The organism is Bacillus hominis (assembly GCF_030348325.1).
GTDB lineage: Bacteria > Bacillota > Bacilli > Bacillales > Bacillaceae_G > Bacillus_A > Bacillus_A hominis.
In genome coordinates this window covers 2429702-2455599 of record NZ_JAUCFS010000005.1, presented here as the reverse complement: position 1 = coordinate 2455599, position 25898 = coordinate 2429702, and the positions used below count along the sequence as shown (strand labels likewise).

Annotated in this window: 22 protein-coding genes, 3 pseudogenes and 1 other annotated feature; of the genes and pseudogenes, 20 read left to right on the top strand and 5 right to left on the bottom strand. The window is 32.6% G+C overall.

What is annotated here, in order from left to right:
- Positions 1–32 precede the first annotated feature (32 nt).
- A complete protein-coding gene (locus QUF93_RS15155) occupies positions 33–914 on the bottom strand; it encodes a protein kinase family protein (protein WP_289375628.1) in 882 nt (293 codons plus the stop codon).
- Between the two features lie 125 nt (positions 915–1039).
- On the opposite strand from QUF93_RS15155, the gene QUF93_RS15150 reads away from it, so the two are divergent.
- The 12 genes and pseudogenes from QUF93_RS15150 to QUF93_RS15095 all read left to right on the top strand — a co-directional run bounded on the left by QUF93_RS15150 (position 1040) and on the right by QUF93_RS15095 (position 13832).
- Positions 1040–1558, top strand: a complete 519-nt coding sequence (locus tag QUF93_RS15150; protein ID WP_289359301.1) for a GrpB family protein — start codon at positions 1040–1042, stop codon at positions 1556–1558.
- Between the two features lie 153 nt (positions 1559–1711).
- Entirely contained in the window at positions 1712–2701 is a 990-nt protein-coding gene (locus QUF93_RS15145) for a zinc-binding dehydrogenase (RefSeq protein WP_289375625.1), read from the top strand.
- A 274-nt stretch (positions 2702–2975) separates the two neighbouring features.
- The gene (locus QUF93_RS15140) at positions 2976–3575 is read left to right on the top strand and encodes an undecaprenyl-diphosphatase (RefSeq protein WP_289359299.1); all 600 of its coding nucleotides are present in this window, start codon (positions 2976–2978) and stop codon (positions 3573–3575) included.
- 85 nt (positions 3576–3660) lie between these two features.
- Entirely contained in the window at positions 3661–3783 is a 123-nt protein-coding gene (locus QUF93_RS15135) for a hypothetical protein (protein ID WP_269719803.1), read from the top strand.
- Positions 3784–4084: 301 nt separating this feature from the next.
- Positions 4085–6223, top strand: coding sequence for a penicillin-binding protein (locus tag QUF93_RS15130; protein ID WP_289375623.1), 2139 nt, complete (start codon positions 4085–4087; stop codon positions 6221–6223).
- A 191-nt stretch (positions 6224–6414) separates the two neighbouring features.
- Positions 6415–6674, top strand: a binding site (T-box leader).
- 65 nt (positions 6675–6739) lie between these two features.
- Positions 6740–7978 carry an MFS transporter gene (locus QUF93_RS15125; protein WP_289375622.1) on the top strand — a complete coding sequence of 413 codons (1239 nt, stop codon included), beginning with the start codon at positions 6740–6742 and terminating at the stop codon, positions 7976–7978.
- A 108-nt stretch (positions 7979–8086) separates the two neighbouring features.
- Entirely contained in the window at positions 8087–9112 is a 1026-nt protein-coding gene (locus QUF93_RS15120) for a serine hydrolase domain-containing protein (protein ID WP_289375621.1), read from the top strand.
- A 3-nt stretch (positions 9113–9115) separates the two neighbouring features.
- A pseudogene (locus tag QUF93_RS15115) lies at positions 9116–9433 on the top strand (VanZ family protein); the annotation flags it as partial.
- Between the two features lie 82 nt (positions 9434–9515).
- The gene (locus QUF93_RS15110) at positions 9516–10022 is read left to right on the top strand and encodes a DUF3189 family protein (RefSeq protein ID WP_002119779.1); all 507 of its coding nucleotides are present in this window, start codon (positions 9516–9518) and stop codon (positions 10020–10022) included.
- Positions 10023–10212: 190 nt separating this feature from the next.
- Positions 10213–11019, top strand: a complete 807-nt coding sequence (locus QUF93_RS15105; protein WP_002119778.1) for a DegV family protein — start codon at positions 10213–10215, stop codon at positions 11017–11019.
- Between the two features lie 171 nt (positions 11020–11190).
- The gene (locus QUF93_RS15100; RefSeq protein WP_289375620.1) at positions 11191–12414 is read left to right on the top strand and encodes a methyltransferase domain-containing protein; all 1224 of its coding nucleotides are present in this window, start codon (positions 11191–11193) and stop codon (positions 12412–12414) included.
- A gap of 113 nt (positions 12415–12527) precedes the next feature.
- Positions 12528–13832: an MFS transporter gene (locus tag QUF93_RS15095; protein ID WP_289359294.1), complete on the top strand. Its 1305-nt coding sequence runs from the start codon at positions 12528–12530 to the stop codon at positions 13830–13832.
- 206 nt (positions 13833–14038) lie between these two features.
- Here the strand turns inward: QUF93_RS15095 and QUF93_RS15090 are convergent, their stop codons facing one another.
- Positions 14039–14908, bottom strand: a complete 870-nt coding sequence (locus QUF93_RS15090; RefSeq protein ID WP_289375618.1) for an NmrA family NAD(P)-binding protein — start codon at positions 14906–14908, stop codon at positions 14039–14041.
- A 140-nt stretch (positions 14909–15048) separates the two neighbouring features.
- Here QUF93_RS15090 and QUF93_RS15085 point away from each other — a divergent pair, with 140 nt between their 5' ends.
- Together QUF93_RS15085 and QUF93_RS15080 are read left to right on the top strand one after the other, a co-directional pair.
- Positions 15049–15432 carry a winged helix-turn-helix transcriptional regulator gene (locus tag QUF93_RS15085; RefSeq protein ID WP_289375617.1) on the top strand — a complete coding sequence of 128 codons (384 nt, stop codon included), beginning with the start codon at positions 15049–15051 and terminating at the stop codon, positions 15430–15432.
- Between the two features lie 252 nt (positions 15433–15684).
- Positions 15685–16110: an ester cyclase gene (locus QUF93_RS15080; RefSeq protein ID WP_289359292.1), complete on the top strand. Its 426-nt coding sequence runs from the start codon at positions 15685–15687 to the stop codon at positions 16108–16110.
- 413 nt (positions 16111–16523) lie between these two features.
- Here the strand turns inward: QUF93_RS15080 and QUF93_RS15075 are convergent, their stop codons facing one another.
- Positions 16524–17222 carry a hypothetical protein gene (locus QUF93_RS15075; RefSeq protein ID WP_289359291.1) on the bottom strand — a complete coding sequence of 233 codons (699 nt, stop codon included), beginning with the start codon at positions 17220–17222 and terminating at the stop codon, positions 16524–16526.
- 604 nt (positions 17223–17826) lie between these two features.
- Between QUF93_RS15075 and QUF93_RS15070 the strand changes: the two genes are divergently transcribed.
- Positions 17827–18702, top strand: coding sequence for a glycerophosphodiester phosphodiesterase (locus tag QUF93_RS15070; RefSeq protein WP_289375615.1), 876 nt, complete (start codon positions 17827–17829; stop codon positions 18700–18702).
- A gap of 123 nt (positions 18703–18825) precedes the next feature.
- On the opposite strand, the gene QUF93_RS15065 is transcribed toward QUF93_RS15070, so the two are convergent.
- Positions 18826–19293 (bottom strand): DUF2306 domain-containing protein, encoded by a 468-nt coding sequence (locus QUF93_RS15065; RefSeq protein WP_289359289.1) that lies wholly within the window; start codon positions 19291–19293, stop codon positions 18826–18828.
- A gap of 174 nt (positions 19294–19467) precedes the next feature.
- Here QUF93_RS15065 and QUF93_RS15060 point away from each other — a divergent pair, with 174 nt between their 5' ends.
- Positions 19468–19998 carry a DUF4269 domain-containing protein gene (locus tag QUF93_RS15060; protein ID WP_289375974.1) on the top strand — a complete coding sequence of 177 codons (531 nt, stop codon included), beginning with the start codon at positions 19468–19470 and terminating at the stop codon, positions 19996–19998.
- Positions 19999–20044: 46 nt separating this feature from the next.
- On the opposite strand, the pseudogene QUF93_RS15055 reads toward QUF93_RS15060, so the two are convergent.
- Positions 20045–20426: pseudogene (locus QUF93_RS15055) on the bottom strand (aminotransferase class I/II-fold pyridoxal phosphate-dependent enzyme); the annotation flags it as partial.
- Positions 20427–20796: 370 nt separating this feature from the next.
- On the opposite strand from QUF93_RS15055, the gene QUF93_RS15050 reads away from it, so the two are divergent.
- The 4 genes and pseudogenes from QUF93_RS15050 to QUF93_RS15035 all read left to right on the top strand — a co-directional run bounded on the left by QUF93_RS15050 (position 20797) and on the right by QUF93_RS15035 (position 25701).
- The gene (locus QUF93_RS15050; RefSeq protein WP_289375973.1) at positions 20797–23991 is read left to right on the top strand and encodes a bifunctional cytochrome P450/NADPH--P450 reductase; all 3195 of its coding nucleotides are present in this window, start codon (positions 20797–20799) and stop codon (positions 23989–23991) included.
- Between the two features lie 285 nt (positions 23992–24276).
- Positions 24277–24462: pseudogene (locus QUF93_RS15045) on the top strand (EamA family transporter); the annotation flags it as partial.
- Positions 24463–24612: 150 nt separating this feature from the next.
- Positions 24613–25071, top strand: coding sequence for a GNAT family N-acetyltransferase (locus QUF93_RS15040; protein WP_002119760.1), 459 nt, complete (start codon positions 24613–24615; stop codon positions 25069–25071).
- 183 nt (positions 25072–25254) lie between these two features.
- Positions 25255–25701 (top strand): NUDIX domain-containing protein, encoded by a 447-nt coding sequence (locus QUF93_RS15035; RefSeq protein ID WP_002119758.1) that lies wholly within the window; start codon positions 25255–25257, stop codon positions 25699–25701.
- Positions 25702–25898 lie beyond the last annotated feature (197 nt).

Genomic DNA, 25898 nt, shown 5'->3' with positions numbered 1-25898 from the left:
TTTTACATGTACTTTTATAATATATGTAATTTTTATAGTTTTTCAGCGTTATAGACTTTTAACCATGCATTATTAAACTCTTCCATTGACGCATAGCGCTCACTACGATTTTCATTTACAGCACGGTATGCTACCTCATATAAACCTGCACTAGCTTCCCATTTTATAAAGGAATGATCTTGTCCACCGCCTAAAAGTGTGAAAGCTATCGCTCCCATATTAAATACGTTTGTTTTCCCATCAATTATAGCGTTAAGCTGAAACTCTTCAGGTGACATAAAACGTGATGAACCCCAAAGTCTTCCCATTGTATTTACATAAGGTTTTTTACTGTATAAATCAATGTCGCAAATTTTTGTTTCATTTGTTTTAAAGTTATATAAAATACTCCCATCGTAAAAATCAATGGCCACATATTTTTTTTGTTCTACATAATCATGGAAAGAAAAAATAGAATTTAATGAAATTAGTCGATCCCTAACAGATAATCTCTTATATTTATAAAATGGTGAGTTAGGATCATTGTATTTCGCTGGGGGTGGGAAACTCCAGTGTGGATGAAGACATTCACCATCAAACCAATCAAAAATTAAAACATATCCATGTTGTACAGGATAATGATCAATTAAATTTATAAGAGAAACGTGTTTTAATTCATTGTATATAGTAACTGAGTTTTTTAATCTTTTTATAGCTTCATTTGTAGAAGCATTATATGCGAGTGTTTGTGCGCCTGCATATTTAATAAATTTCTTTTTCCCATTCGTTTCAACACCGAAACTTATATTACCGGAATCTTGTTGGTCAAAAACTGCAAATACTGTTCCTAGTTTCGTAAGCCAATCAAAATTGTGGTGTTTTTTTAATTGGAATGTTATATTATTTAATCGAATTTCAATTGGAATATCTTTCATTATTCACCTCGTATAAACATAATTAAATTGTATATTGCAGTATTCGACATATTTTGTGAAATTCCTATGTTATCAATGTAAAATTTTATAAATATAATGATGTACAGTTATAAGGAGGAAAGAAAATGGCTGAACAAATCATAATTAAACCGTACCAACATTATTGGCGTAAAGAGTTTTTAAATGAAAAAAATAAAATTTCGTCGTTACTAAAGGAAGAAATTATCACTATTGAACATATAGGAAGCACAGCGGTAGAAGGGTTAGGAGCTAAACCTCTTATTGATATGATGGTTGGCGTAACAAATTTAGAAATTACTGAAAATTGGATTGAAAACCTTGCAGAAATTGGATATGAATATGTTCCAAAAGAAACAACTAATTGGCGTTTTTTTAGAAAAGGGAAATGGAGAGCTGGTACCCACCATTTACATGTGTATATTTATAATAGCGAAGAATGGAAGAACAACCTTTTATTTAGAGATTTTCTCATAAATAATGAATGGGCACGAAAAGAATATAGAGAATTAAAAGAGAAACTTGCTGCTACATATCCTTTTGATCGTGTTTCATATACAAATGCAAAAGCACCGTTTATTTGCAACATATTAGAATTGGCCAAAAAGAGTATTAACAAAGTATAAGTAGTATCAATTAAAGTCCTTCCTACAAAAAAGTGTAGGGAGGATTTTGTTTTTTCATCATAATGATTTTTATTATTTTTCAGTTGTTACAATCAGATTATTTTATTTATTTTGATATTTTTAGTACATTAAAATTATTAAGGGGGATTATTAATGAAAGCTATTGTACATCAACATAAAAAAGGATTAGAAGGTTTAGAATATAAATTATCACCTGAGATAACTCCTAACGTTGGAGAGGTTAAAGTGAAATTAAAAGCAGCAGGTTTAAATCATCGTGATTTATTTATAATGAATAATAGAAAAGAAATGGAATTACCTTTAATTTTAGGTTCAGATGGTGTAGGTATTGTTACTGAATTAGGAGACGGTGTTTCAAATATCACACTACATACAGAGGTTATTATAAATCCTAGTATTGGGTGGAATGATATTCATGAAATACCAGAGTTACCTGAAGTATTAGGTGGGCCAGCAGATGGTACGTTTGCCGAATATGTTATTGTACCAGCTGAAAATGTAGTAAAAAAGCCACCATATCTTACATGGGAAGAATCTGGTGTTCTATCTTTATCGGCATTAACTGCATATAGAGCGCTTTTTACAAAAGGTAGATTGAAATCTGAAGAGCATGTTCTAATTCCGGGAATTGGCGGTGGTGTAGCTACTTATGCTATGTTATTTGCTAAAGCAATTGGAGCAAAGGTGAGTGTTACTTCAAGGATAGAGAGTAAAAGAAAGACTGCAGAAATACATGGAGCAGACTTTTCTTTTAATAGTTCTGGTAATTGGGAAGAGTGCTTACATGGAGAAAAAGTAGATTTAATTATAGATAGTATAGGTCCAGCGACTTTCTTAAAATATTTTGATATATTAAAACCAAATGGAAGAATCGTTAATTTTGGTGCAAGTTCAGGAGATAAAATTGAATTACCGTTACGAGCATTGTTTTATAATCAAATTGATATTATGGGAACATCAATGGGAAGTCGTGAGGAGTTTATTGAGATGATTCAGTTTATAGAGAAACATAAAATTAAACCAATCATTGATAAAGTATATCCATTAGAAGAGGCAATTCAAGCTTTAAATCGTATGCAGCAAGGGGAACAGTTCGGTAATATCGCCCTTCGTATGGAATGAAAATATGATTTCACAACTAATATATTTAAATGAATATGTTATGTATTTTATATATGCATAGATTGTTAATTCGGTAATTTAAAAACTTTGTACAGCCTTATACATATTTAACTCATGTAAATAGTTACACGATTGTCAAATGAATAATAGTAAAATGAGAATGAAATGAAACAAAGGTTAAACCTAATTTCATAATTATGTTGTATACTGTGTAAATCAAGAAAACTTGTATCTTTATTTAAAGTGCAATAAGAGTTAATGAGGAGAGAGTAATATGAATTACACAGTACTTCAATGGATTAATAATTTTGCTGGATCGTCCAAGATATTAGATACGCTAATGATCGCTATTACAAATAGTGCTGCTTATGTAGCAATTCTATTAATGTTTACTTTGTGGTTTCATAACGGAAAGAAAGAGAATGCGATAAGAAAACAATACACAGTTTTATATACGACACTTGCAGTTATTATCGCATTACTAATAAATGTTTTCATACATGCGGTATATTACCATCCACGTCCTTTTGTATCACATGATGTGCATCAACTAGTACCACATGCAGCAAATTCATCGTTTGTAAGTGATCATTCTGTTCTTGTATTTTCGATTGCATTTGTATTTATTCTTAGAGGAGAGAAGCTTAAATATATCGCGCTTATATGGGCAGTTTTAGTTGGTATATCACGCTTGTACGTAGGGGTTCATTTCCCTCTAGATGTAATTGGTGCCGCAGTCGTAACATTTACAACAAGTAGCTTGTTGCTGCAGAGCAAACGTATAATCGAACCGATAGCAAAAATCGTTTTCAAGATGTATGCATTGGTAACAAAGCGAATTCCTTTTTTAGCGAAGTACAACCACATAGCTTAATCTTATGAACCTACTATTTGTAGTTGTAGTTTTATAAAAAAGTTTCCCCCTTTGGATATGGGTATCTAAAGGGGGAATTTTTATAGTGAAAAAGAAGAGCATAAATGCGTATGTTAAAGAATTAAATGAGAGAGAAGGCTTAATTGTTATAGTTGAATTAAAGTGGTCATATCTTTTTCTATACAATAAAGGAAAGCCAACGTTTTGATTAAACTTCATTCAAAACGTTGGCTTTTTATATGTGGTGAAATTAAGAGTTTAGAGTGATTTTCATTCGGAATTTATTTTAAATCAACAGTAGGTTCTTTTTAGTTTGAAAATTCTTAAATTTCACGCACCGTATTTTAAATAAATAAAAATAATAAAAAAACAAAAGTAAGCATAGCTAGTTTCGTATTGTTTTAAAGGAATTAGAAAGAAAACTTCGAAACATATAGTATCGAAAACAAAAACAACATATTTAGTAACACATCTTTGCATTAATACATTGGAAAAGAAAGGAGATAAGTATGCATAAACTTCAAACGAATAAAGGCGCTCGATATATGATGATTGCTTTTATTGTTTTGTTTCTTACTATGCTTTTACGTATATTTTATATTCAAGCAGTAGGAGTTGTGCATAATGTTAATGTAAAAGATCTTGCGAATGAACAACAAAACAAAAATGGAGTTCTTGAAGCAAATCGCGGGACAATTTATGATCAAAACGGTAAAGTATTAGTCCAAGACTCAACGACATATCGCATCGTTGTAAACTTAAAAGGAAAAGATAAATTAAAGGATAAAGAAGATACTGCACAACGTTTAGCAGATGCGCTTGAAGTTGATAAAGAGGAGATCATGAAAAATTTTCATGAAGGACGTACGCAAGTTGAAATTGGTAAAATTGGTCGGAATTTATCTAGAGAAGTGAAGGAACAAATAAAAAAATTACAAATACCAGGGGTGTCATTTACGACAGAAAAAGCTAGAGTATATCCAAACGAAGACTTTGCATCATATATCCTAGGTTTTGCTAGACCAGATGAAAAAGGAAATGCAGAAGGTAAGTTTGGACTCGAACAAAGTCTTGATAAATATTTGCGCTCTACAAATGGTAATGTCGCATATGTAGGCTCTCGAAGTGGAATCCCACTTACAAATGATATAGGAAAAGTAGAACCTGCTAAAAATGGAAATAACGTATATCTTACGCTTGATAAACAAATTAATAGTTTTTTAGAAGACGCGATGAATAAAGCGGAGCAACACTATGATCCTTCTATGTTAGTAGGAATCATTGCAGATCCAAAAACAGGTAAAGTTTTAGCAATGTCTAGTAAGCCTAGTTATAATCCTAATAAGGGAGACATTGAATATTTTTTAAATGATCCAATTGCGAACGCATTCGAACCAGGGTCTACAATGAAAGTTTTCACATTAGCTGCTGCAATTAATGAAGGTGTGTATAACGGGAAAGAATATTTCCAATCAGGAAAATACGCAGTTGGTTCAGCAGAGATTAAAGATCATAATGGCGGCTATGGATGGGGCTCAATTACATTTGATGAAGGGTTTGAACGGTCATCGAACGTTGCTTTCTCTATTTTAGAAGACCAGTTATTGAAACCAAATAAATTCAAGCAATATATGAATAAATTTGGTTTCAATCAGAAAACAGGGATAGATTTGCCTGGAGAAAGTAAAAATACATTATTGTTAAATACTCAAATTCAACAAGTTACTACATCTTTCGGCCAAGGCTCAACTGTAACTCCTATTCAAATAGTACAAGCGGCCACAGCTATAGCAAATGACGGGAAAATGATGCAACCTTATATTGTTGATAAGGTTGTAAATCCAACAAATAAACAAGTTATTATGGAAAATCAACCTAAAGAAATAGGGAATCCGATTAAAAAGGAAACTGCAGATAAGGTAAGGAACTTAATGGAGGGTGTTATAACATCATCTAAAGGAACAGGAACGATGTATAAAATTGATGGTTATCCGATTGGTGGTAAAACAGGGACAGCGCAAATTCCGAATCCTGAAAATGGACGATATATGGAAGGGAAAGATAATTATATTTTTTCATTCTTAGGAATGGCTCCAATTGATGATCCGCAATTAGTCGTATATTTAGCCATTAAGCAACCTAAATTAAAGGGGAATGAATACGGTGCTCAGCCTCTTGCTGAAATTTTTAAACCAGTTATGAAAAATAGTCTAGAATATTTAAAAGTGAAACCATATACAGAAAAGCAAATGGCAGATGCAACAAAGCAATCTGAAATAAAAGTACAAAATTATGTAAATCAAACGATGGATACTGTAAAAAACATTGCAGAAAAAGAGAAACTTCAGCCGGTATTATTAGGAGAAGGAAAGATAATAAAACAATATCCACAAACTGGCGAGGTAATGAGTGAAGGAGATCGTATATTTCTAGTAGGAAATAATGTAAAAATGCCTAACATAAAAGGTTGGTCAATGCGTGATGTTATGTATTTCTCTAAGTTGTTGAAATTAGATTTAAAAACAACAGGTACAGGGTATGTAACGAGTCAAAGCATTGAAAAGGGACAATATATACAAGAAGGTGATACTTTAAAACTAGATTTGGAACCGCCACTAGAACCATTAGTAGAAGCGAGCACAAATTAATATAGAATTTTGTAAGAGTCTATAGCATAATAGGCTCTTTTTGTTAGAGTTACAAGCAATTTCACGCACCGTATTTTTACATTAATACTAAATTAAGTTACAAAATTACATGGATGTTCGTTTTCTTAAAAAAACTGATTATTCTTTTTAATTATTTACAATATAAAACCTATATGATAATATGGATAAAATTACATGCGATGATGAGAAGAGTAGATAAAATGAATTTTTCACAGAGAGCTCCATTAAGCTGAAAAGGAGTAAAAATTCTTTATTGAACCAAACCTCTGAGCAGCACATCGGAACCTTTTTTAAAGGGGGTGGTGTGACGGGAGCTCCCGTTATAGAGCTAAGGTATAAGCATAAATTACAATGCAGTACCTGATAAGATTAATATGGTGACATATTAATAAACTAGGGTGGCACCGCGATGATAAATCTCGTCCCTAAGACTATAAGTCTTGGGGGTGGGTTTTTTTTATTGGTTTAAAACAATTTAGAAAGCGGGTGCCTAAAGTGAACAAATTACTTAAAGATTGGAAATATCCTTTATTGCTATTGTCCGGAGTTGGTATTGCAAATTTAGGTGCATGGATTTACTTAATAGCACTTAATGTACTTGTCTATAATATGGGCGGCTCAGCTTTAGCGGTTGCTACTTTATATGTAATTAAACCATTTGCGACTTTATTTACAAACGCTTGGGCAGGAAGTATGATAGATCGTTTAAACAAACGAAAATTAATGGTTCACCTCGATATATATCGAACAGTATTTATCGCCATCTTACCTTTGCTTCCATCTCTTTGGATTGTCTATCTTTTAGTATTTTTTATAAGCATGGCCAGTGCGATTTATGAACCAACTGCTATGACATATATGACGAAATTAATTCCAGTAGAGCAAAGACAACGTTTCAACTCACTACGTAGTTTAATAGGAGCTGGTGCATCATTAATTGGTCCAGCAGTAGCGGGAGTATTGTTAATAGCGAGTACACCAGAGTTTGCTATATATATGAATGCTATAGCATTTCTGTTATCAGGGTTAATTACATTACTTTTACCTAATCTTGATAAAAAATACGATTCTAATACATCAAGTGATAAGTTATCTCTAACTGTACTAAAAAAAGATTGGAACATAGTTTTAAATTTTAGTAAAAAATCTTTGTATGTCGTATGTGTGTACTTCTTATTCCAAGGGATGATGGTATTAGCTACCGCAAATGATTCACTTGAATTATCATTTGCGAAAGAAGTTTTATTGTTAACAGATAGTGAATATGGCTTTTTAGTTAGTATCGCTGGAGCGGGTTTTATTTTAGGAGCCATAACAAATACAATTATATCAAAAAAATTAGCACCCTCATTTCTAATTGGAATAGGATCATTATTCATTGCAATTGGATATTTGATTTATGCTTTTTCAAATGAGTTTTTAATAGCTGCTATCGGATTCTTTATTTTATCTTTCTCTATGGCATATGCAAATACAGGATTTTATACATTTTATCAAAATAACGTTCCGGTTCATATGATGGGACGAATCGGAAGTATATACGGGCTCGTTATAGCTGTTTTAACAATTTTTATAACGATTCTGTTCGGCGTTGCAACTCAATTCACTTCTATACAACTTGTAGTCATTGTAGGAGTTTTAGCAATGCTACTTATTGCTATCATATTGTGCGTGTTTACTTTATTACCATCGCAGTCTAAGATATATTCCGCTGAATCAATACATTCGAAATAGTTCCCTTGGTTTTTATTTGAAACTTAGGGGGGAATAGGAGGTTTCTTTCCCTTATCTATGGAAAAATGATAAGGGAAAGAACAATACCAATAAACAAGGGTGGTTATTATGCTAAAAACAAAAGATCAAATAGAAAAAATTGTAAAAGGAATACATCAGAATATAGATTTTTCTGGGGTAGTCTTAATAAAAAAAGATGATGATATTATCTATGAAAATTCGTTTGGATATGCTAACCGAAGTGAATGTATAAACAATACACTACAAACAAGATTCGGAATTGCCTCAGGATGTAAATTATTCACTGCTATCAGTATCTGTCAACTTGTTGAAAGAGGTGTAATTACTTTTCATACAAAGTTAAAAGATTGTCTACATATTAAATTCCCAAACTTTAATGAAGATATTACAGTACATCAACTTTTAACGCATAGTTCGGGTATTCCAGATTATTTTGATGAAAGTATCATGGATAACTTTGAAGATCTTTGGAAACAAACACCTATGTATCTTTTAAAGAGCTTAAAAGACTTTTTACCACTATTCCAAAACAGTAATATGATGTTTGTACCTGGAAATAAGTTTCATTACAACAATGCAGGTTTTATCATACTTGGATTAATAATAGAAGAACAGACAGGACTTAAATTTACGGAGTATATAGAAAAAAACATATTCAATCCGATTGGCATGAATGATTCTGGCTATTTTTCTTTAGATAGATTACCAAGACATACAGCTCTAGGATATATAAAAGACGTAAATAACCAAAATTGGAGAACAAACGCCTACTCTATACCAATAAAAGGAGGTGCTGATGGAGGTGCATATATTACTGCACCAGACATGTTAAAATTTTGGGAGGCACTATTTAACAATGAAATATTAAGCCAACAATATACGAATTTACTTTTAACTCCTCATATTTCAGTGAATAATAGTCAGTCTTACGGCTATGGAATATGGATTGAGAAAAGACAAGGAAATATTTTTAAATATCATGTAATGGGATATGATCCAGGCGTGAGTTTTCGCTCGGCCGTATACCCGGACTTAGGAATTACATTAGTTATTCCATCAAATAAAGGGGCAGGACCCGAAAAATTCATGGTAGAAATAGAAGGAGTTTTTTAATTACTAGGAAGTGCCTATGATGGTGATGTCCTATTTATGATTGGTCTAATCGTAAGAAATGTAGGCGGGAATGTTTTATTATTAATGCCTTTATGGTTTTTAGCACCAATAATATGGGATAAATACAATAAATTAAAAAACACTATGATTCTAGGAGTAGTTACATCATTCAGCATAGAAATACTACAATTGATAGAATCATTAATGAGTGGATGGAGACGAATTAATGAAATTGACGATATAATTTGTAACGTTTTTGGTGCTATTATTGGATTTTATATTTATGCTGTATATAACATCCAGTCATTATATAAAGTGTAAAAAGTACATCATCCTTTGTTTTAATAAATGGTTATATGGTGATACTAGTAAACATTGCATATTTCTAATAAAGGATGATAATATGATATTCATTTACACAGATTTCGGTGGAACACATACAACCTCGCTAGCTGCAGCTTATCATTTAAATAAATTACCAACTGATCGAAAGTTAACGAAAGAAGAAATTTTAAATGTGGAGTACTTTAATAAATTGAAAACAGAAGATATGGGGAAAATTATTTTTCATGGACAAGATGAATATGGGAATCCCGTATATACAATCGGATGCGGGGCATCAAAGGTCGTTGTACCTGCGATGAAGCATTTAGGAGAGATTCTGCAAAAACATTATCAAAACAATGATAAGATTATTTTTTCTAATACATCACCAACAGTTCCATTGCCAATGACTTTAGGCGGTTTGTTTTCTAGAAGATTTCATATTGATTTTATTGGTGTACCGTTACTCGTATGGGGAGCAAAAATTTGCTGTGATAATATACAACGACTTGTCAGTTACACGAAAGAAGCTGGGAAAATGACGAATGATTATGTTGTTATTTTAGATAACGAAACATTTAAGTAATGTTAAAAGAAAACCGGAAAATTTTGCGGTTTTCTTTTTTTGACGAATAGACAAAAAATATTCACATTTATTATACATCTACTATAGCCAAAATAATAAAGTCCTGTTACTATTACAGGGGATATTCTCTTTTCATAAGATAAATATATAGAAAAGTCAGAAAAGAGGAACAGAATAAGGGAGGAACAACATGAAGCGTGTTGCTTGGTTTACTGATAGTACAACTGCGAGTTTTACAACAGATGGTGATAACTTTGTTATCCCAATTGAAGTTATTATTGATGGAGTGTCTTATAAGGATTGTGAAGAAGGAGTTCATAAACGTCTTTATGAAGCGTTAAATGATGGAAGAACGGTTACTACTTCGCAACCTAACATAGGGGAAATGGTAGAATTATTTACTAAATGCAAAGAAGAATATGAAGAAGGCTTTGCAGTTGCTATTAGCGGAAAAGTAAGTGGGACCTATCAAAATATGAAGCTAGCTGCTGATATGGCAGGTTTCCCTTTAACTGTATTAGATAGTGAAACGACAAGTTATCCAATGGATGAACTTTTGAGAAAAGCTAAAACGTTATACAATGATGGTATGACTTTACAAGATATACATAAAACATTAGTAGATGAAAAAAGAAGGCCTTTTTATGTATTTCCAAAAAGCTTAAAAGGTTTATATGCAAGTGGTCGAGTAAAGGGAGTTCAATTTTTACTTGGAAGTTTATTAAGTGTCAACTTAATCTTAGAAGTAAAAGGTGGAGAACTTCTACTTGAAAAGAAAGTGCGTAAAATCCAAAAATGTAGAGAATACATTAAAAGTGAGCTTGAAAAAGAATTACCTAAAGTACTTCATATGTTCTATGCTAACGATAAAGATGGAGCTGAAGAATGGATTTCAGATATTAAACAAGCATTCCCTCAAATGGATTTCAAACTTTATCCATTGCCAATTTCATTTGCTGTTCATGCAGGTGAAGGAACAATAGCAATTAGTTATTAAGAGTAAAACCCGTGAATAATTCGCGGGTTTTTTATTTTTTTCTATAACAAATATAAAGTTATTAATTGAATCTACCCCATACTAAAGATAATTATGTATAGATAGATAAAAGGATTTTCTACTATTAGAAAAGAAGTATTTATAAACAAATATTAAAATGGTAGTGATATTATGAAAATCGGTAAATTTGGAGAAAAAAATAATTTAAGTATAGATACGATTAGACATTATATGGATCTCGGGCTAATTATCCCCGAAAAGAAGGGTGGCCATTATTTTTTTGATGAGTATTGTCAAAAAGATATAGAGCTTATATTAGAGTACAAATGGCTAGGATTTAGTTTGAATGAAATTAAAGAACTTTTTCTTTATAAAAGTTTAGCAAAATCTATGAATTACGAAAAAGATACTTTTTACCAATCTTTATTTAAATTGAAATATGAAAAGGTTGAACAGGAAATACAAATTTTAGAGGAGAGAAGAGATAAATTAAAGGAAGTGTTAAATGATTTATCTATAACAAATGAAAATCCGAATTCTATTATAGGGATAGATTTAGGCGTACTTCAGTTGCTTACATGTTCTAAGTGTAGCGAAAACCTAATTCTTCAAAATGGAATTATTAATAGCAATCAAATTATAGAGGGGAATTTGACTTGTAATTGTGGTGAAGAGTACTTTATTACTTCAGGGATTATAACAGCTGGTAAATTATTTAAAGCATATGAGCGAACGTCACTTGAAGATTCTATTTCGGATTATATCCATGAAACTGATACTGCATATTTGGAAAATATGAATAGAGAAGGAGAATGGGCGAAAAAGAAACTAATACAATTAGATTTAAATAACAAAATACTACTTGATATAGGATCGGGTCTTGGGTTCTTTTTGCGGAACATTTATGAAGAATTACCCGAAGATTGCTTATTTGTTGCAGTTGATCGAGATTTGAATAAACTACTATTTTTAAAAGATGTATTAGAGAGAAGAAATCCGAAAAGAAACATTCTTTTTATCTGTACTGATTTTTTGAATATACCTATTCAGAATCAGTCTGTTGATATTGTAATTGATCATTCTGGTACTAGCAATTATAGTTTTGAGCATGAGAATTTTTTACTTCACGAATTAAATTCTCTTTTAAAACCTAATTGTTATTTATTAAGTTTATTTATTTTATTTAAAAATTTTAGCATAAACAGCCAAATTATAACTAGGTTTCGAGAGAATTTTACACTTTCAAAAGTAACGAAAGAAATCCAAAATCTACATTTTCAATCCATTGATGAAAGAACTTCAAATTATTTGGAACGAGGCGGAAAATACGAAAATTTCTTTGTTCAAGGAGAAGAAATTTATACATATTCATTTTTCGGAAAAAGATGGGGTTAACCCCATCTTTTTTAATTTTTCTTTTAAAAGTTTTTAATAATAGCATATTGATATTGGGTTGACCCGAGAACTTACACTGTACGTAATACAAAGTTAAGCGGGAGGAAAAAATTATGGAGAGTTTACGAATACATTTACAAAATGAAAAAAGCAATCAAGAACTAAGAAATATTTGTCTCTATGTAATTGGGAAAACAGTATCAATATTTGGTAGCTCTATTTATAGTTTCGCATTAGGGTTATATGTTTTACAAATAACCGGATCAGCATTAAATTTCGCGATTACGCTCATATTAGGAACTATTCCAATGATTGTTATGAATCCATTTGCTGGCGTAATCGCAGATAAGGTTGATAAAAAGAAGCTGGTTATTTGTATGGATCTACTAAATGGAGGCTTATTCATCGCTGTTTATATATTAAGCAGCAATTATGGATTAAACTTATTCATCATTTATGCTACTACCTTTCTTATGTCTGTATTTACAACATTCTTTGGAATAGGGTTAGAAGCCGCAAAACCAAATATCGTCTCTAAAGATAGATTAATGAGTATTAACTCTATAAGTAAAATTATCGATTCTGTATCTTTAATTCTCGGTCCTATGTTAGGTGGCATCGTTTTTGCTGTATTAGATATAAAAACTTTTATAATTATAAATGGTATTTCATTTATTCTTTCGGGCATATCCATATTGTTTATTCACTTTAAATTGTTCGAGTACAACATAAATGTAGAATGTTCAAAAAGAGAAATTAATTTTATTAAAGATATAAAGGAGGGGTTTTCTTACTTAATTGAAAAGGAAAGCTTAAAGAATACGTTTAGTATTTTAACTTCACTTAATTTCTTCTTAGGTTTTGCTGTAATCGTCCCATTACCATACATAATAAACACAGTTCTCAATCTTAGTTCGAAGCAATTTGGTATGATTCATGGGACTTTTCCAGTAGGAATGATAGTTGGTGCAATATTAGTAAAAAAGATAACTGATCGTTTTTCTTATTCCTATCTTTTGAAAAAATCAAGTTTTATGTTGGCAATTTTTATGATAATTTCAGGGATTCCAGTTTTATTCAAAAGTATTGAAGTAGATAATTTTGTATACGTTACTATGTATTGCATTATTATGTTCTTTTTAGGGCTAATGATAGCACTAATTGATATTCCTTTAACTTATTTCATGCAAAAAGAGATTCCCGATGAATATAGGGGAAGAGTGCTCAGTATTGGATTAAGTATAGGTAAAATGATGCAGCCAATAGCATTGGCATTATCAGGTCTATTATTAAATTATATTCCAGCCTACACGCTTCCAATTGCAGGAGGGATAGTATTTCTTATTTTGAATAAGGCTTACTCAAATAAGTTGAATTTAGAAATTCATTCAAAAGATTATAATGTTTTGCGTAGCTAAGTGAATTTGTTAAGTAACAAAAAAGATGTTTATTTTGCAATAAAGTCCTTTAAAAAATAATAATGTTGTTTAAAAATCCTTCTTTAACTAAAGTGATAGATGGTCGAAGTAAAGTCAGTAATAAAGAAGTGCCATTCCTAATGTGGACTGGCACTTTGTAAGATACAAAATTTATCATTTGATTTCGGCTGTGGAATTTGATTTATCTATTTTGTATTTACTAATAAATGTGTTAATGCTTGCTTTAATGGTGTAGCCTGACGTTCTAATAAGAAATTTAAATGGGTATGTGTTGATTCTAATCCTCCTTCGCGAATCCCTTTTTGAGTCATTACTAACATAGGAAGGTAGGCTACAGGTACTCCAGCACCTTTTAACATTTCTTCATAAGAAGAATCGTCTACTTCTAATAAAGGAACTTCTTTGCCTAATACTTCATTTAATGTATCAACAAATTGCTGTTGTGTTAAATTTTCACCAGAAAGTTCATAAATTCTATTTTTGTGATCATCAGCTACCAAAACATTCGCTGCTGCTTCAGCTAAATCCGGACGATATACCCAACCGATTTTCCCTTCTCCTGCAGAAGTCACCCAAGGGGCACCAGCCATACAGCTTTGAATTGTACCAAGTTCATTTTCTACATACCAGTTGTTACGCAGAATCACATAAGGAATACCTGATTCAATAATTGCTATTTCACGCGCTCTATGCATGCTTGCTAGGAAGAAATCATTTCCTTCTGCTCTTGTAACACTTGGATAAATAATTTGTTTTACACCTGTTGCTTTGGCAGCTTCTACTGCAATTGTATGCTGACGTATAACTGTATCAAAGTCACCAAATGTTGACATGATGAATAAACGATCAACATCTTTGAATGCTGAAAACAAGGTTTCTTGATTTTCAAAATCCGTTACACGTACTTCTAAGCCTTGTTCCTTATAGCTAAGTGCTTTTTCAGACTTGTCATCACGTACACCAACAATTATTTCTTCAATTGATAATCTGGTAAGTAAATACTCAACAATTTTAGAACCTAAATTTCCGTTTGCACCTGTTACTAAAACTTTCATACAATCTCCTCCGTTACATACAGCGTTATTTTTGATTTTTGTATACATTTATACTATTTCTTAAGAAGGATTTATGTAAGTAGGCACAATTTAATAACATAGTCATAAAAATAGTACTTAGAGAAAAAGGAGATTTTATTATGGCACGTTTTAGTTATCAAGATGAATCGGTTTCTGAAGAAACACAGCAAGAAATTTGTCCATTAACAGTTACCCAAAATGCAATTGCAGGAAGATGGAAAATCGTGATTTTGTGGCATTTAAGCAAAAATGAAATTATTAGGTTTAATGAATTATTGAGGATGTTACCTGGTATCTCAAAAGGAATCTTAACTAGACAATTAAGAGAGCTTGAAGAGGACGAGCTAGTACACAGAGAAGTTTATAAAGTTGTTCCACCAAAGGTAGAATATTCTTTAACAGAGCAGGAGAAAAAGTTTATACCTGTATTAGAAGCAATGCAAGTTTGGGGTAAAGATTTACTAAATAAAAAAATAGAGATGTATGAAAAGCATAAGGACTAATAAATTATTAATGTAATTAAAAATGACTTACACTAATAACGGAGAACCTTATTATAAGTAGTTGTGGATTTTAAAAAAAGTCACGATGTTTTGAATAAAGTTGCAACGTTTCTAAAAAAGATAAACCTAAATATCTTAATAAAGAAGAGGCTTTGTTTTTTATTGTACACACAGAACAGTTTACTTTAATAGTTAGATTAAAATAAACTGTGATATGATTAGTATTGGATTTATTAATAAGGGGGTTTTTAAATGACGCCAGAACAAATTGTTAGAAAATTTTTTGAAGAAGTACGTTCAGGGAATAATCCTGACTATTCAAATCAATTAATGGCAGAAAAAGTATTGGCACATCAAATTGTATCTGAAGAAGAACAAACAGTTTGCAGAACGCCTAAAGATTATGCTGAACATGTAAGAGAGATGATTGAAGTATATGGTAATTTTTCTTTAGAAATTCAAGAATTTTTAGTACAAGGAAGTAAAGTATATGTACGTTGGAAACAAGTAGGTACACACCTAGGAGAAATCGATGGATATCAACCTACAGGACTCCCAATAATTCAAATGGCAAGTGCGGTGTATAGAATAGAAGATGGGAAAATTTCAGAGTACTGGATTCAAATTGATAGGTCAGGAATTCAAAATCAATTAGAGGTCAATAAAAATATTCAGTAGTTAATTTTTAAGAGTAATAGAAAAATAAAGCACTTAACAAAACTTGTTAACACAATCTTGTTAAGTGGAGTGCTTCTGTTGAATAAGTGGTACAAAACGCTTACACTTTTTTCTAAAAGAATCATTCAAATTAACACAAGAAGAGCATGTTTTGATCGCTCTTTTTTAAAATACGCTCTTTTCTTTTGTTCGTCTATTAAGGTTAATGGCATTATTTCGATTAAACTTTATTTTAAAGCTACATTAGTATCTTTAGTAAGAATTAAACAACTTTCTTATTGATTTTTGAGTACAAACACATTTAAATGGAAGAAAATCAAACAACTTTAAAAAACCTTTCTACATTTTATTGTAGAAAGGCTCTTATGTTTTTATATCAAAATTAAATAACTTTATTATCATTACACACTTTTCTATCTTAATTCAGCTGTCTTTCTAATAACTATTTTATCAATATCATCTTCTTCATCACCAATAAATAGTCCGCGCTCTTTTAAGTATGTTTCGAAGTATAAATCTGCTTCTGCACGTTCATCATATGGCTTTACAGACAGAACGAAACCTAATTTATTTTGCTCCTCTAAATGAGAAGTTGAGATGTAAGCCGGTACATTGTGGCGTAAAAAGAGCTCTTTAACCGGAATAATCATATCTTTCATTAATTTCGTTAACATACCCATTTCAAACTCAAAATTAAAGCGATCTATACTAGATAAATCCGCGAATGCTACACCAATAAAACCTGTATTAAACACTTCTTGATATTCCACTTCTTCGTTACCGTAAAAATTCTTTTCGATTAAATAATTTATAAAGTAAGCAACGCCATCACTTTGTTCAAACGGTTTTGTTGAAAGAACAAAGCCGATCTTCTTTTGTTTATGTAAATACACACATGACATGTATGCGGAGATATTATGTTCTTTAAATAATGCACTCATTGCTCCAGATAGACCATCTAGTACGTGATGAACAATTTGAAGTTTTTTACGAGCGAAATAATAGGATTTCTTTTGTAATTCCAATGTATCAATAAAGACAGAGCCGATAAAGCCTGTATTTGAAATAATAGGTGTTTGCTTTTTTCTTCCTCTGCGCTTTGCTTGAGCCATTGTTAAAATCATCCCTTCATGTACAAAAAAATTAAAAAGAACATTTGTTCGTATATTTATATTTTACTATTAAAACGCTATAAAGTAAAGGTTTTTGATGAAAAAAAACAATAAAAAAGACACCTATAAAAGGTGTCTTAAACGCTGTAGGGAATAGGGTTCATCCCGATTATTTATATTATGATACAGAAACAATCTCTTCTGTATCTTCTACATCTAAATGACAGTCCATAGTACGAACATCTTGATCTTCATGACTTCCGAAATAAATAGTAATTTTCATATGTATCGCTCCTTTATTCTAGGAATACCTAAAATAATTACTAGTAATGTTAATATTTATTATATACCACTTTTTTCATTCCGACAACGTAATATCATTTTTAATTCTTTTAAGCTATACCGCGTGATTTTAAGAAGTATTTTTATAGAAAAAGGAAACTTTATTCTATGTTATATTTAACATAGAAGGATTCGAATACTAATTTTTATGCAGGGAGAAAAATTAATGAAATATAAACAGTTACTAATAGATAACTTTACATATAAAAATTCATATTCATCCAAGTCAAATTGTTTTAAATATAGGAGTTAACATACCGTTATGAAAAAAATATCTCTAATTACAATCGCTTGTTTCTTCATAGTAATAAGCATCTTTGTTTTTCAACAAGTAAATGAGCATACTTATATAAAAGCTACTAATCAATCAAATCATATAAAAAACATCGCGCATAGAGGTGCTTCTGCATATGCACCAGAACATACAATAGCAGCTTATAAATTAGGGCAACAATTAAAGGGTGATTACATAGAAATAGATCTCCAAATGACAAAAGATGGACATTTAATAGCTATGCATGATGAAACATTAAACCGTACAACAAATGGTACTGGGTTAGTAAAAGAACATTCATTAATAGATATAAAGCAACTGAATGCAGGTTCTTTTTTCAATAAAAAGCATCCAAATTTAGCAAAGAAAGAATTTGAAGATGCTACAGTTCCAACACTAGAAGAGATCATTGAAACGTTTGGACAAAATGCTAACTATTATATAGAAACAAAATCACCAGATGAATATCCTGGAATGGAAGAAAAACTATTAGAAATTATTAATCACTACCAAATAAATAATAAAGTTATTATTCAATCATTTAGTGAGGAAAGTCTGCGAAAGATTCATAATTTAAATGCCAATATACCGCTAGTACAATTATTATCATATAAAAAAGCAGTTCAATTAACAGGATTAGAAATAGAAAAGTATAAAACATACTGCATAGGTCTTGGTATGAATTACAAATATATTGATGAAGCCTATGTAAAAACAATACAGAAATTCGGATTAGAAGTTCATCCATTTACAGTAGATAATGAAAAAGATATGAAAAAGTTACTTACTTGGGGTGTTGATGGGATGTTTACTAATTATCCGGATCGTTTACATTCAATATCATCTTTAAAAACTCATAAATAAAAAGAATCCAATAACACTTGGATTCTTTTTATTTTCTTTTCCAGACTTATATTAATAAGATGTGCCATTCAATACATATAATACCATTTTCACAAAACAAATTAGAAAGTAACCAAAATACAATTAATTTCCCCTTTGTTTTTTATATTTTTTTGATACACTGACTACGAGAGGAATACCAATTAAGGTAGGTAAAAACCAAAACCATATTGGCGGCAGTAAATTAATAATGGGAATATGAATTCCGACGTTTACTAAAAGTGCAGTTACGGCACCTATATAAGAACCTAACATACCTCGAATATGGTGATGGAGCCAATTTTTCCAACGCTTTTTTCTTGCAAGGTAACCATAAATCGCAAATGCATAAGAGAAAATTGCTACATAAAATAAATATGCGATTTTATCCCAGTTTATTATGGACAATATTATTGCAGTAATGGTAATTACAACATAAGATGCATGGTATATTTCGCCCCATTCCGTATGCTTTCCTTTCTTTTTTTGAGCAACCATCGCTAAAATACCAGTGACTAAACATATTGTTCCAAATAATATGTGTATGGTCAAAAGAATGTTGAAAATGCTCATAATAATTTCTCCTTTTTATTTTTATAGTATTGCAGTATAGGAGAAAAGTTGAAAAATATAGTTAGTTCGGCTTAATATATTGAAATAAAGTTACTCCTAGAACAAAATGAATTGATTTAAATTTTTCTCAAATTTAGTGTGACGATTATTACGTTAAATGAAGGAGAGGCTTCTATGTTTACATCTATCACATATTTACAATCTGGGAATGATAAACAGCAAAAAGTTTACGAAGTTATGAATAAACTAAACATAATGGAGGATTTAGCTTTATATAGTCCAGTTCTATGCGGAACAATCCCTATTAGAATTGATACTCTTCATTCTGACTTAGATATTGTAATGGAAGTACATAATTATAATGCTTTTGAACAAGAAATGAGATTCTTATATGGTTCATATGAAGGATTCGAGCTAAAAAAGAAAAATATAAAAAATACTGAAACGATAAAGGTGAGTTTTAAATTTGAAGGTTTTGAATTTGAATTATTTGGTCAATCTAAGCCAGTTCGTAGCCAAAATGCATATAAACATATGATTGTAGAGCACATGCTATTAATGCAGCATCCACATATAAGGAAAGAAGTTATTCGCTTAAAAGAGCAAGGTTTAAAAACTGAACCGGCATTTGCTCAAGTATTAAAAATTGACGGAGATCCTTATGAAGAGCTTATTTTATTGGGGCAGGAAATGAGATTGTGGTAAATAAGATACGTAAAAAGATCCTCTTATAAGTAAAAGAGGATCTTTATCATGCCATTAACTCACAGATTAATGCACTGAGCAATTTAACCTCGTGAGTAATTTGTTCCGGGGAAGCATATCCATATGATAAACGTATGTACTGATTTGATTCTTCTTCATAAATACATCCCGGATTTAAAAGAACACCTTTTGATAGTGCCTTTGAAAATAGTTTTTCCATCGGAATGTTAGGTACAATCTTTAGCCATATAAAAAAATCCGCCACTAGGAATATCCCACGTTGCAATGTCTGCACAATACTTATTTAAAGTTTGTACCATCATTCGTCTTCGTTCTTTCAAGTGAATTCTTACGTTCGCTACATGTTCCTCATAATATCCTTTACATAAACATTCCGCAGCAACTCCTTGAGATAAAGAACTCGATCCTAGCATCATAATCATAAGCATATTGGTAAAGTATAGAAATGAAGCTAAACGATCCTATATGATTAACTTTTAATCCCAAGCCTTTTCACAACCAAACTTATCCTTTTATTGTAAAAGGGATCGAATTGGATGTTCTTGCAGACTAGCATCCGGAGGAACTCGTTGTCATGTTGTTATCATCCGTTGCATATCAACAGGCCACCCCTCATGTTTTCGGGAACTTTACAACTGGAACAAAAGACAGAGAGAGATGGAAACAAGTTATCAAACACAGCTTAAAAGTAAACTTTTTAAAGTAGTGCAGATAGGTAAAATTTTTCAAGCAAGAATAATCACTAAAATAACATGCTCTTTTGAAAGGATGTTTTTAATGAAAAAGCTTAATGATATTCCCCAACCTAAAACGTTTGGTCCATTAGGTAATGTACCTCTACTTGATAAAGATAAACCGCTCCTATCGTTTATCAAGCTGGCGGAAGAGTACGGTCCCATTTTTCAGCTTCAAACTCCAGGAGGTACTGCCATTATCGTTTCTGGGCATGAATTGGTAGAAGAAGTCTGTGACCAATCACGGTTCGATAAAAGTGTAGAAGGTCCTTTAGCAAAGGTTCGTCCATTTGCTGGAGACGGGTTATTTACAAGTGGAACGCACGAGCCTAACTGGAGAAAAGCCCATAATATTCTGACGCCTACATTCAGTCAGCGGGCAATGAAGGATTACCATGCCATGATGGTCGATATTGCCGTACAGCTCGTTCAAAAATGGGCACGGCTTAATCCGAATGAAGAGGTGGATGTCCCAGAGGATATGACCCGTCTTACATTGGACACGATTGGTTTATGCGGTTTTAATTACCGATTTAACAGTTATTATCGTGAGACTCCTCATCCTTTTATCACCAGCATGGTCCGTGCTCTAGATGAAGCGATGCATCAAACACAACGATTAGATATACAGGACAAACTCATGGTGAGAACTAAACGTCAATTTCAGCATGATATCCAAGCCATGTTTTCTTTAGTGGATAATATTATTGCCGAACGTAAGGCCAATGGAAACCAGGAAGGAAATGATTTGCTTTCCCGTATGTTAAATGTGAAGGATCCGGAAACGGGCGAAACACTGGATGATGAAAATATTCGTTTCCAAATCATCACCTTTTTAATAGCCGGGCACGAGACAACAAGTGGATTGTTATCCTTTGCGATCTATTACTTATTAAAAAATCCGGATAAATTGAGAAAAGCTTATGAAGAAGTAGATCGGGTATTAACAGGGCCCACTCCGACATATCAACAAGTTCTGCAGCTTAAGTATATCCGAATGATTTTAAATGAATCGCTGCGTCTATGGCCTACCGCACCAGCATTCAGCCTTTATGCAAAAGAAGACACGGTGATTGGCGGAAAATATCCGGTAAAGAAAAAAGAAAATCGGATTATGGTTCTTATTCCACAGCTGCATCGAGATAAAGATGCATGGGGGGACAATGCAGAAGAATTCCATCCCGAACGGTTTGAAGATCCAGATAAAGTTCCTCATCATGCTTATAAGCCATTTGGAAATGGCCAGCGGGCATGTATCGGTATGCAGTTTGCCCTTCATGAGGCCACTCTCGTACTGGGAATGCTTCTTCAGCATTTTGAATTCATCGATTATGCGAATTATGAGCTGGACATTAAACAAACATTAACGTTAAAGCCAGGTGATTTTAAGATAAAGGTTCAATCCCGAAATCAAGCTGCCATCCGTCCGTCTGTCCTAACACCTGTAGCAGAGACGCCGGAGGACCACAAAACGGAAAAGCAAGTTCAGAATACAGCTTCTCTCCAAGGACTCAATAATCGTCCGCTTCTTGTTCTTTACGGCTCTGATACTGGAACTGCTGAGGGTGTAGCACGGGAACTTGCGGATACAGCGAGTTTGCATGGCGTACGGACTGAAGTATCGCCTTTAAATGACCGAATTGGTAACTTACCGAAAGAAGGAGCCATTCTCATTGTTACTTCTTCTTATAACGGAAAGCCACCGAGCAATGCTGGACAATTCGTACAATGGCTTGAAGAACTACAACATGGTGAGCTACAAGGTGTTCATTATGCGGTGTTTGGTTGTGGAGATCATAACTGGGCCAGTACCTATCAAAATGTCCCAAGATATATTGACGAGCAGATGGCTCAACAGGGAGCCACAAGGTTCTCAACACGTGGAGAGGGAGATGCGAGTGGAGACTTTGAGGAACAGCTCAATCAATGGAAACAAAGCATGTGGTCGGATGCGATGAAAGCTTTTGGATTGGAGTTCAATGAAAATGTAGAAAAAGAACGCAGTACCCTAAGCCTTCAGTTTGTCAGTGGCCTTGGAGGATCTCCTCTTGCTCGTTCATACGAAGCAATGAATGCAACTATTGTGGAAAATCGCGAACTCCAATCAGCTGGCAGTGATCGGAGCACTCGGCATATCGAGGTGGCCTTACCGCAAGGAGTTACTTATCAAGAAGGAGACCATCTCGGAGTGCTTCCACACAACAGTGAGGAAAATGTCAGCCGCGTTCTCCGTAGGTATAATTTGAATGGAAATGATAAAATAGTACTGACAGCAAGTGGACGAAACGCAGCTCATCTGCCACTTGATATGCCTATTAGTTTACGTGATCTTCTTAGCTATAGTGTGGAAGTGCAGGAAGCAGCAACCAGAGCACAAATACGGGAACTGGCATCTTTTACGGTTTGCCCTCCGCACAAACGAGAATTGGAAACTTTGGTGGAAGAGGGAATTTACCAAGAGCAAATATTAAAGAAACGTATTTCCATGTTAGATCTTCTCGAAAAGTACGAAGCATGTGAAATGCCGTTTGAGCGGTTTTTAGAACTTCTTCCTGCACTCAAACCACGTTACTATTCTATTTCAAGCTCACCACTCGTTACCCAGGATCGCCTGAGTATTACAGTTGGTGTTGTAAGCGGACCTGCACGGAGTGGACAAGGCGAATATAAAGGGGTCGCTTCTAACTATTTAGCTCAATGTCACAACGAAGACAATATTGCTTGTTTTATTCGTACTCCACAATCCGGTTTTCAGTTGCCAAAAAATCCTGAAACGCCAATTATCATGGTTGGACCAGGAACTGGGATTGCACCATTCCGAGGGTTTTTACAATCACGTCGCATCCAGAAACAGCAAGGCATAAAGTTAGGAGAAGCTCGCCTATATTTCGGTTGTCGTCATCCTGAACAGGATTATCTCTATCGTACAGAATTAAAAAAAGATGAAAAGGATGGCATATTATCCTTACACACAGCTTTTTCGCGTCTGGAAGGACATCCAAAAACATATGTACAGCATTTAATGCAACAAGATGGAGACAAGTTAATTTCTTTATTAGATAACAGCGCTCATCTTTATATATGCGGTGATGGAAGTCGAATGGCTCCAGATGTAGAGGATACTCTTTGTCAAGCTTATCAGCGAAATCATGGGGTAAGTGAACAAGAGGCAAGAAATTGGTTAGACCAATTGCAACGTGAAGGGCGATACGGAAAAGATGTGTGGGCTGGAATCTAAGTTCCGTATTAGACAGTAATACACAATATTTAAAAACAAAAATCCCGTATCCTTTATTGGATTTGGGATTTTTACTTAAACATAGATATCCAATTTTCTTTAAAGGTGTTATTCCACGAATTGGCCCTTTAGCTGAGTAACTTTATTGCTACTCAACAGTTCCTTAATTCTCCTTTCAGTTCAGATCTTCTTTTCACTATACCCCCACTTCTAGATAAACAGATCCAAAGGGGCAAAACATCGCGACTTTTAAATAAACTCCGTGACTTTATTTAAAAGCGAAACATGCTTAATAAAAAATGGGATTTTCGAATCATATGTGTTCACGCTTTTACGATTCTAATATTGGGAACTGCTTTTCCAGCAATTCGTATAGGGCTTGAATCTTACACACCTGAACATCTTACTTTACTACGCTTGTTAATCGCTTCATTCATATTTCTAGCGTTTTCCTTTATATATAAACTACGATTTCAACACATCTCTAAATATCAAGTACTCACTTATTAAAATTCAATCAGGATTTTATAAAAAGCACGTTATGAGGTGTTGTCGAAAAAGGGAATTATTTCATTCTGTTGAATATAAAAATACATCCTCTTTATAAAGGAGCTTAAAATATTGAATGTCCAGTTAAAGGTTGTTACGAGAGAAAATTGGGAAGACGCATTAAAGTTACAAGTTAGAGAAAATCAAATAAAATTTGTCCCGGCTGTAGCAGTTTCGCTTGCTAAAGTATATATAAAACCAGATGGTGAGAATGTAGAGTATATACCATTTGCTATATATGATGGCGATCTTATAGTTGGTTTTATTATGCATGCTTTTGTAAGAGAGACATCAGATATGTATTGGATAAACGGATTTATCATTGATCAAAAGCAGCAAGGAAATGGCTATGGTAAAGCAGCATTACAGGAAATTATTAATTTAATAAAAAATAGATTTAAAGAGTGCAAAGAAATTAGATTAACTGTACATAAAGATAATATTTCTGCAAAGAAACTATATGAATGTTACGGTTTTCAACCATTAGGACAAGAGTATGATGGCGAGCAAGTATATCGTTTATTGGTTTAACATTTATTAAGTAAAGGCGCGAAATTTAAATTGGGATAAAATGACTGCAAGAACTTGAAAAAGGCATTTTTGCAGTCATAAATGTAATTCATGCGTATGAAACACCTATGATTTATATTATCCAGCTTTTAAATGAAAATTTTTGAGAGATTATAGATTGAATGACTCTAGGAGGAATACCCAATGAAAAGTAAATTCCATCATATTGTACGAGCTATCATGATAAAAGATGAAAAATTACTAGTTGCTGAATACATAGGATATCACTATTTTTTACCTGGTGGCCATGTTGAAATTGGGGAATCAGCAGAGAATGCACTAATAAGAGAGTTGCGAGAAGAACTTGGAGTAAATTGCAGTATAAAACAATTTTTAGGAGTTATAGAAAATCAATGGCAAGACAAAGAAACGCTTCATCATGAAATTAACCACGTTTTTGAAATAGATTCAAATGAGTTGAAATCCGATTTTACTCCGATATCTAAAGAGTCCCATTTAGCATTTCACTGGATTGATTTCAATAAAGAGAATATAAAATCTTATACAATAATGCCGACACCTTCAGTAAATGAATTACTAGAAAGAAAATTAAATGATGAACTATTAACTTGCTGGATTAGTAACTTTTAAATGTCTCTATCTATATAAATTACGTCCACTGAAAAGATATAAAGAAAATAGGCTTATAAACAAGGTACATCACCTAATGTAAAGTCATATTTTGTTGATGTACGCATTTATTCTATAGCCTTATTTCTACTTTATTTACAAAAGTAAATATACTTAAAAATTAGGACGGAATTTATATTTATAAATGGAGGGTTTTC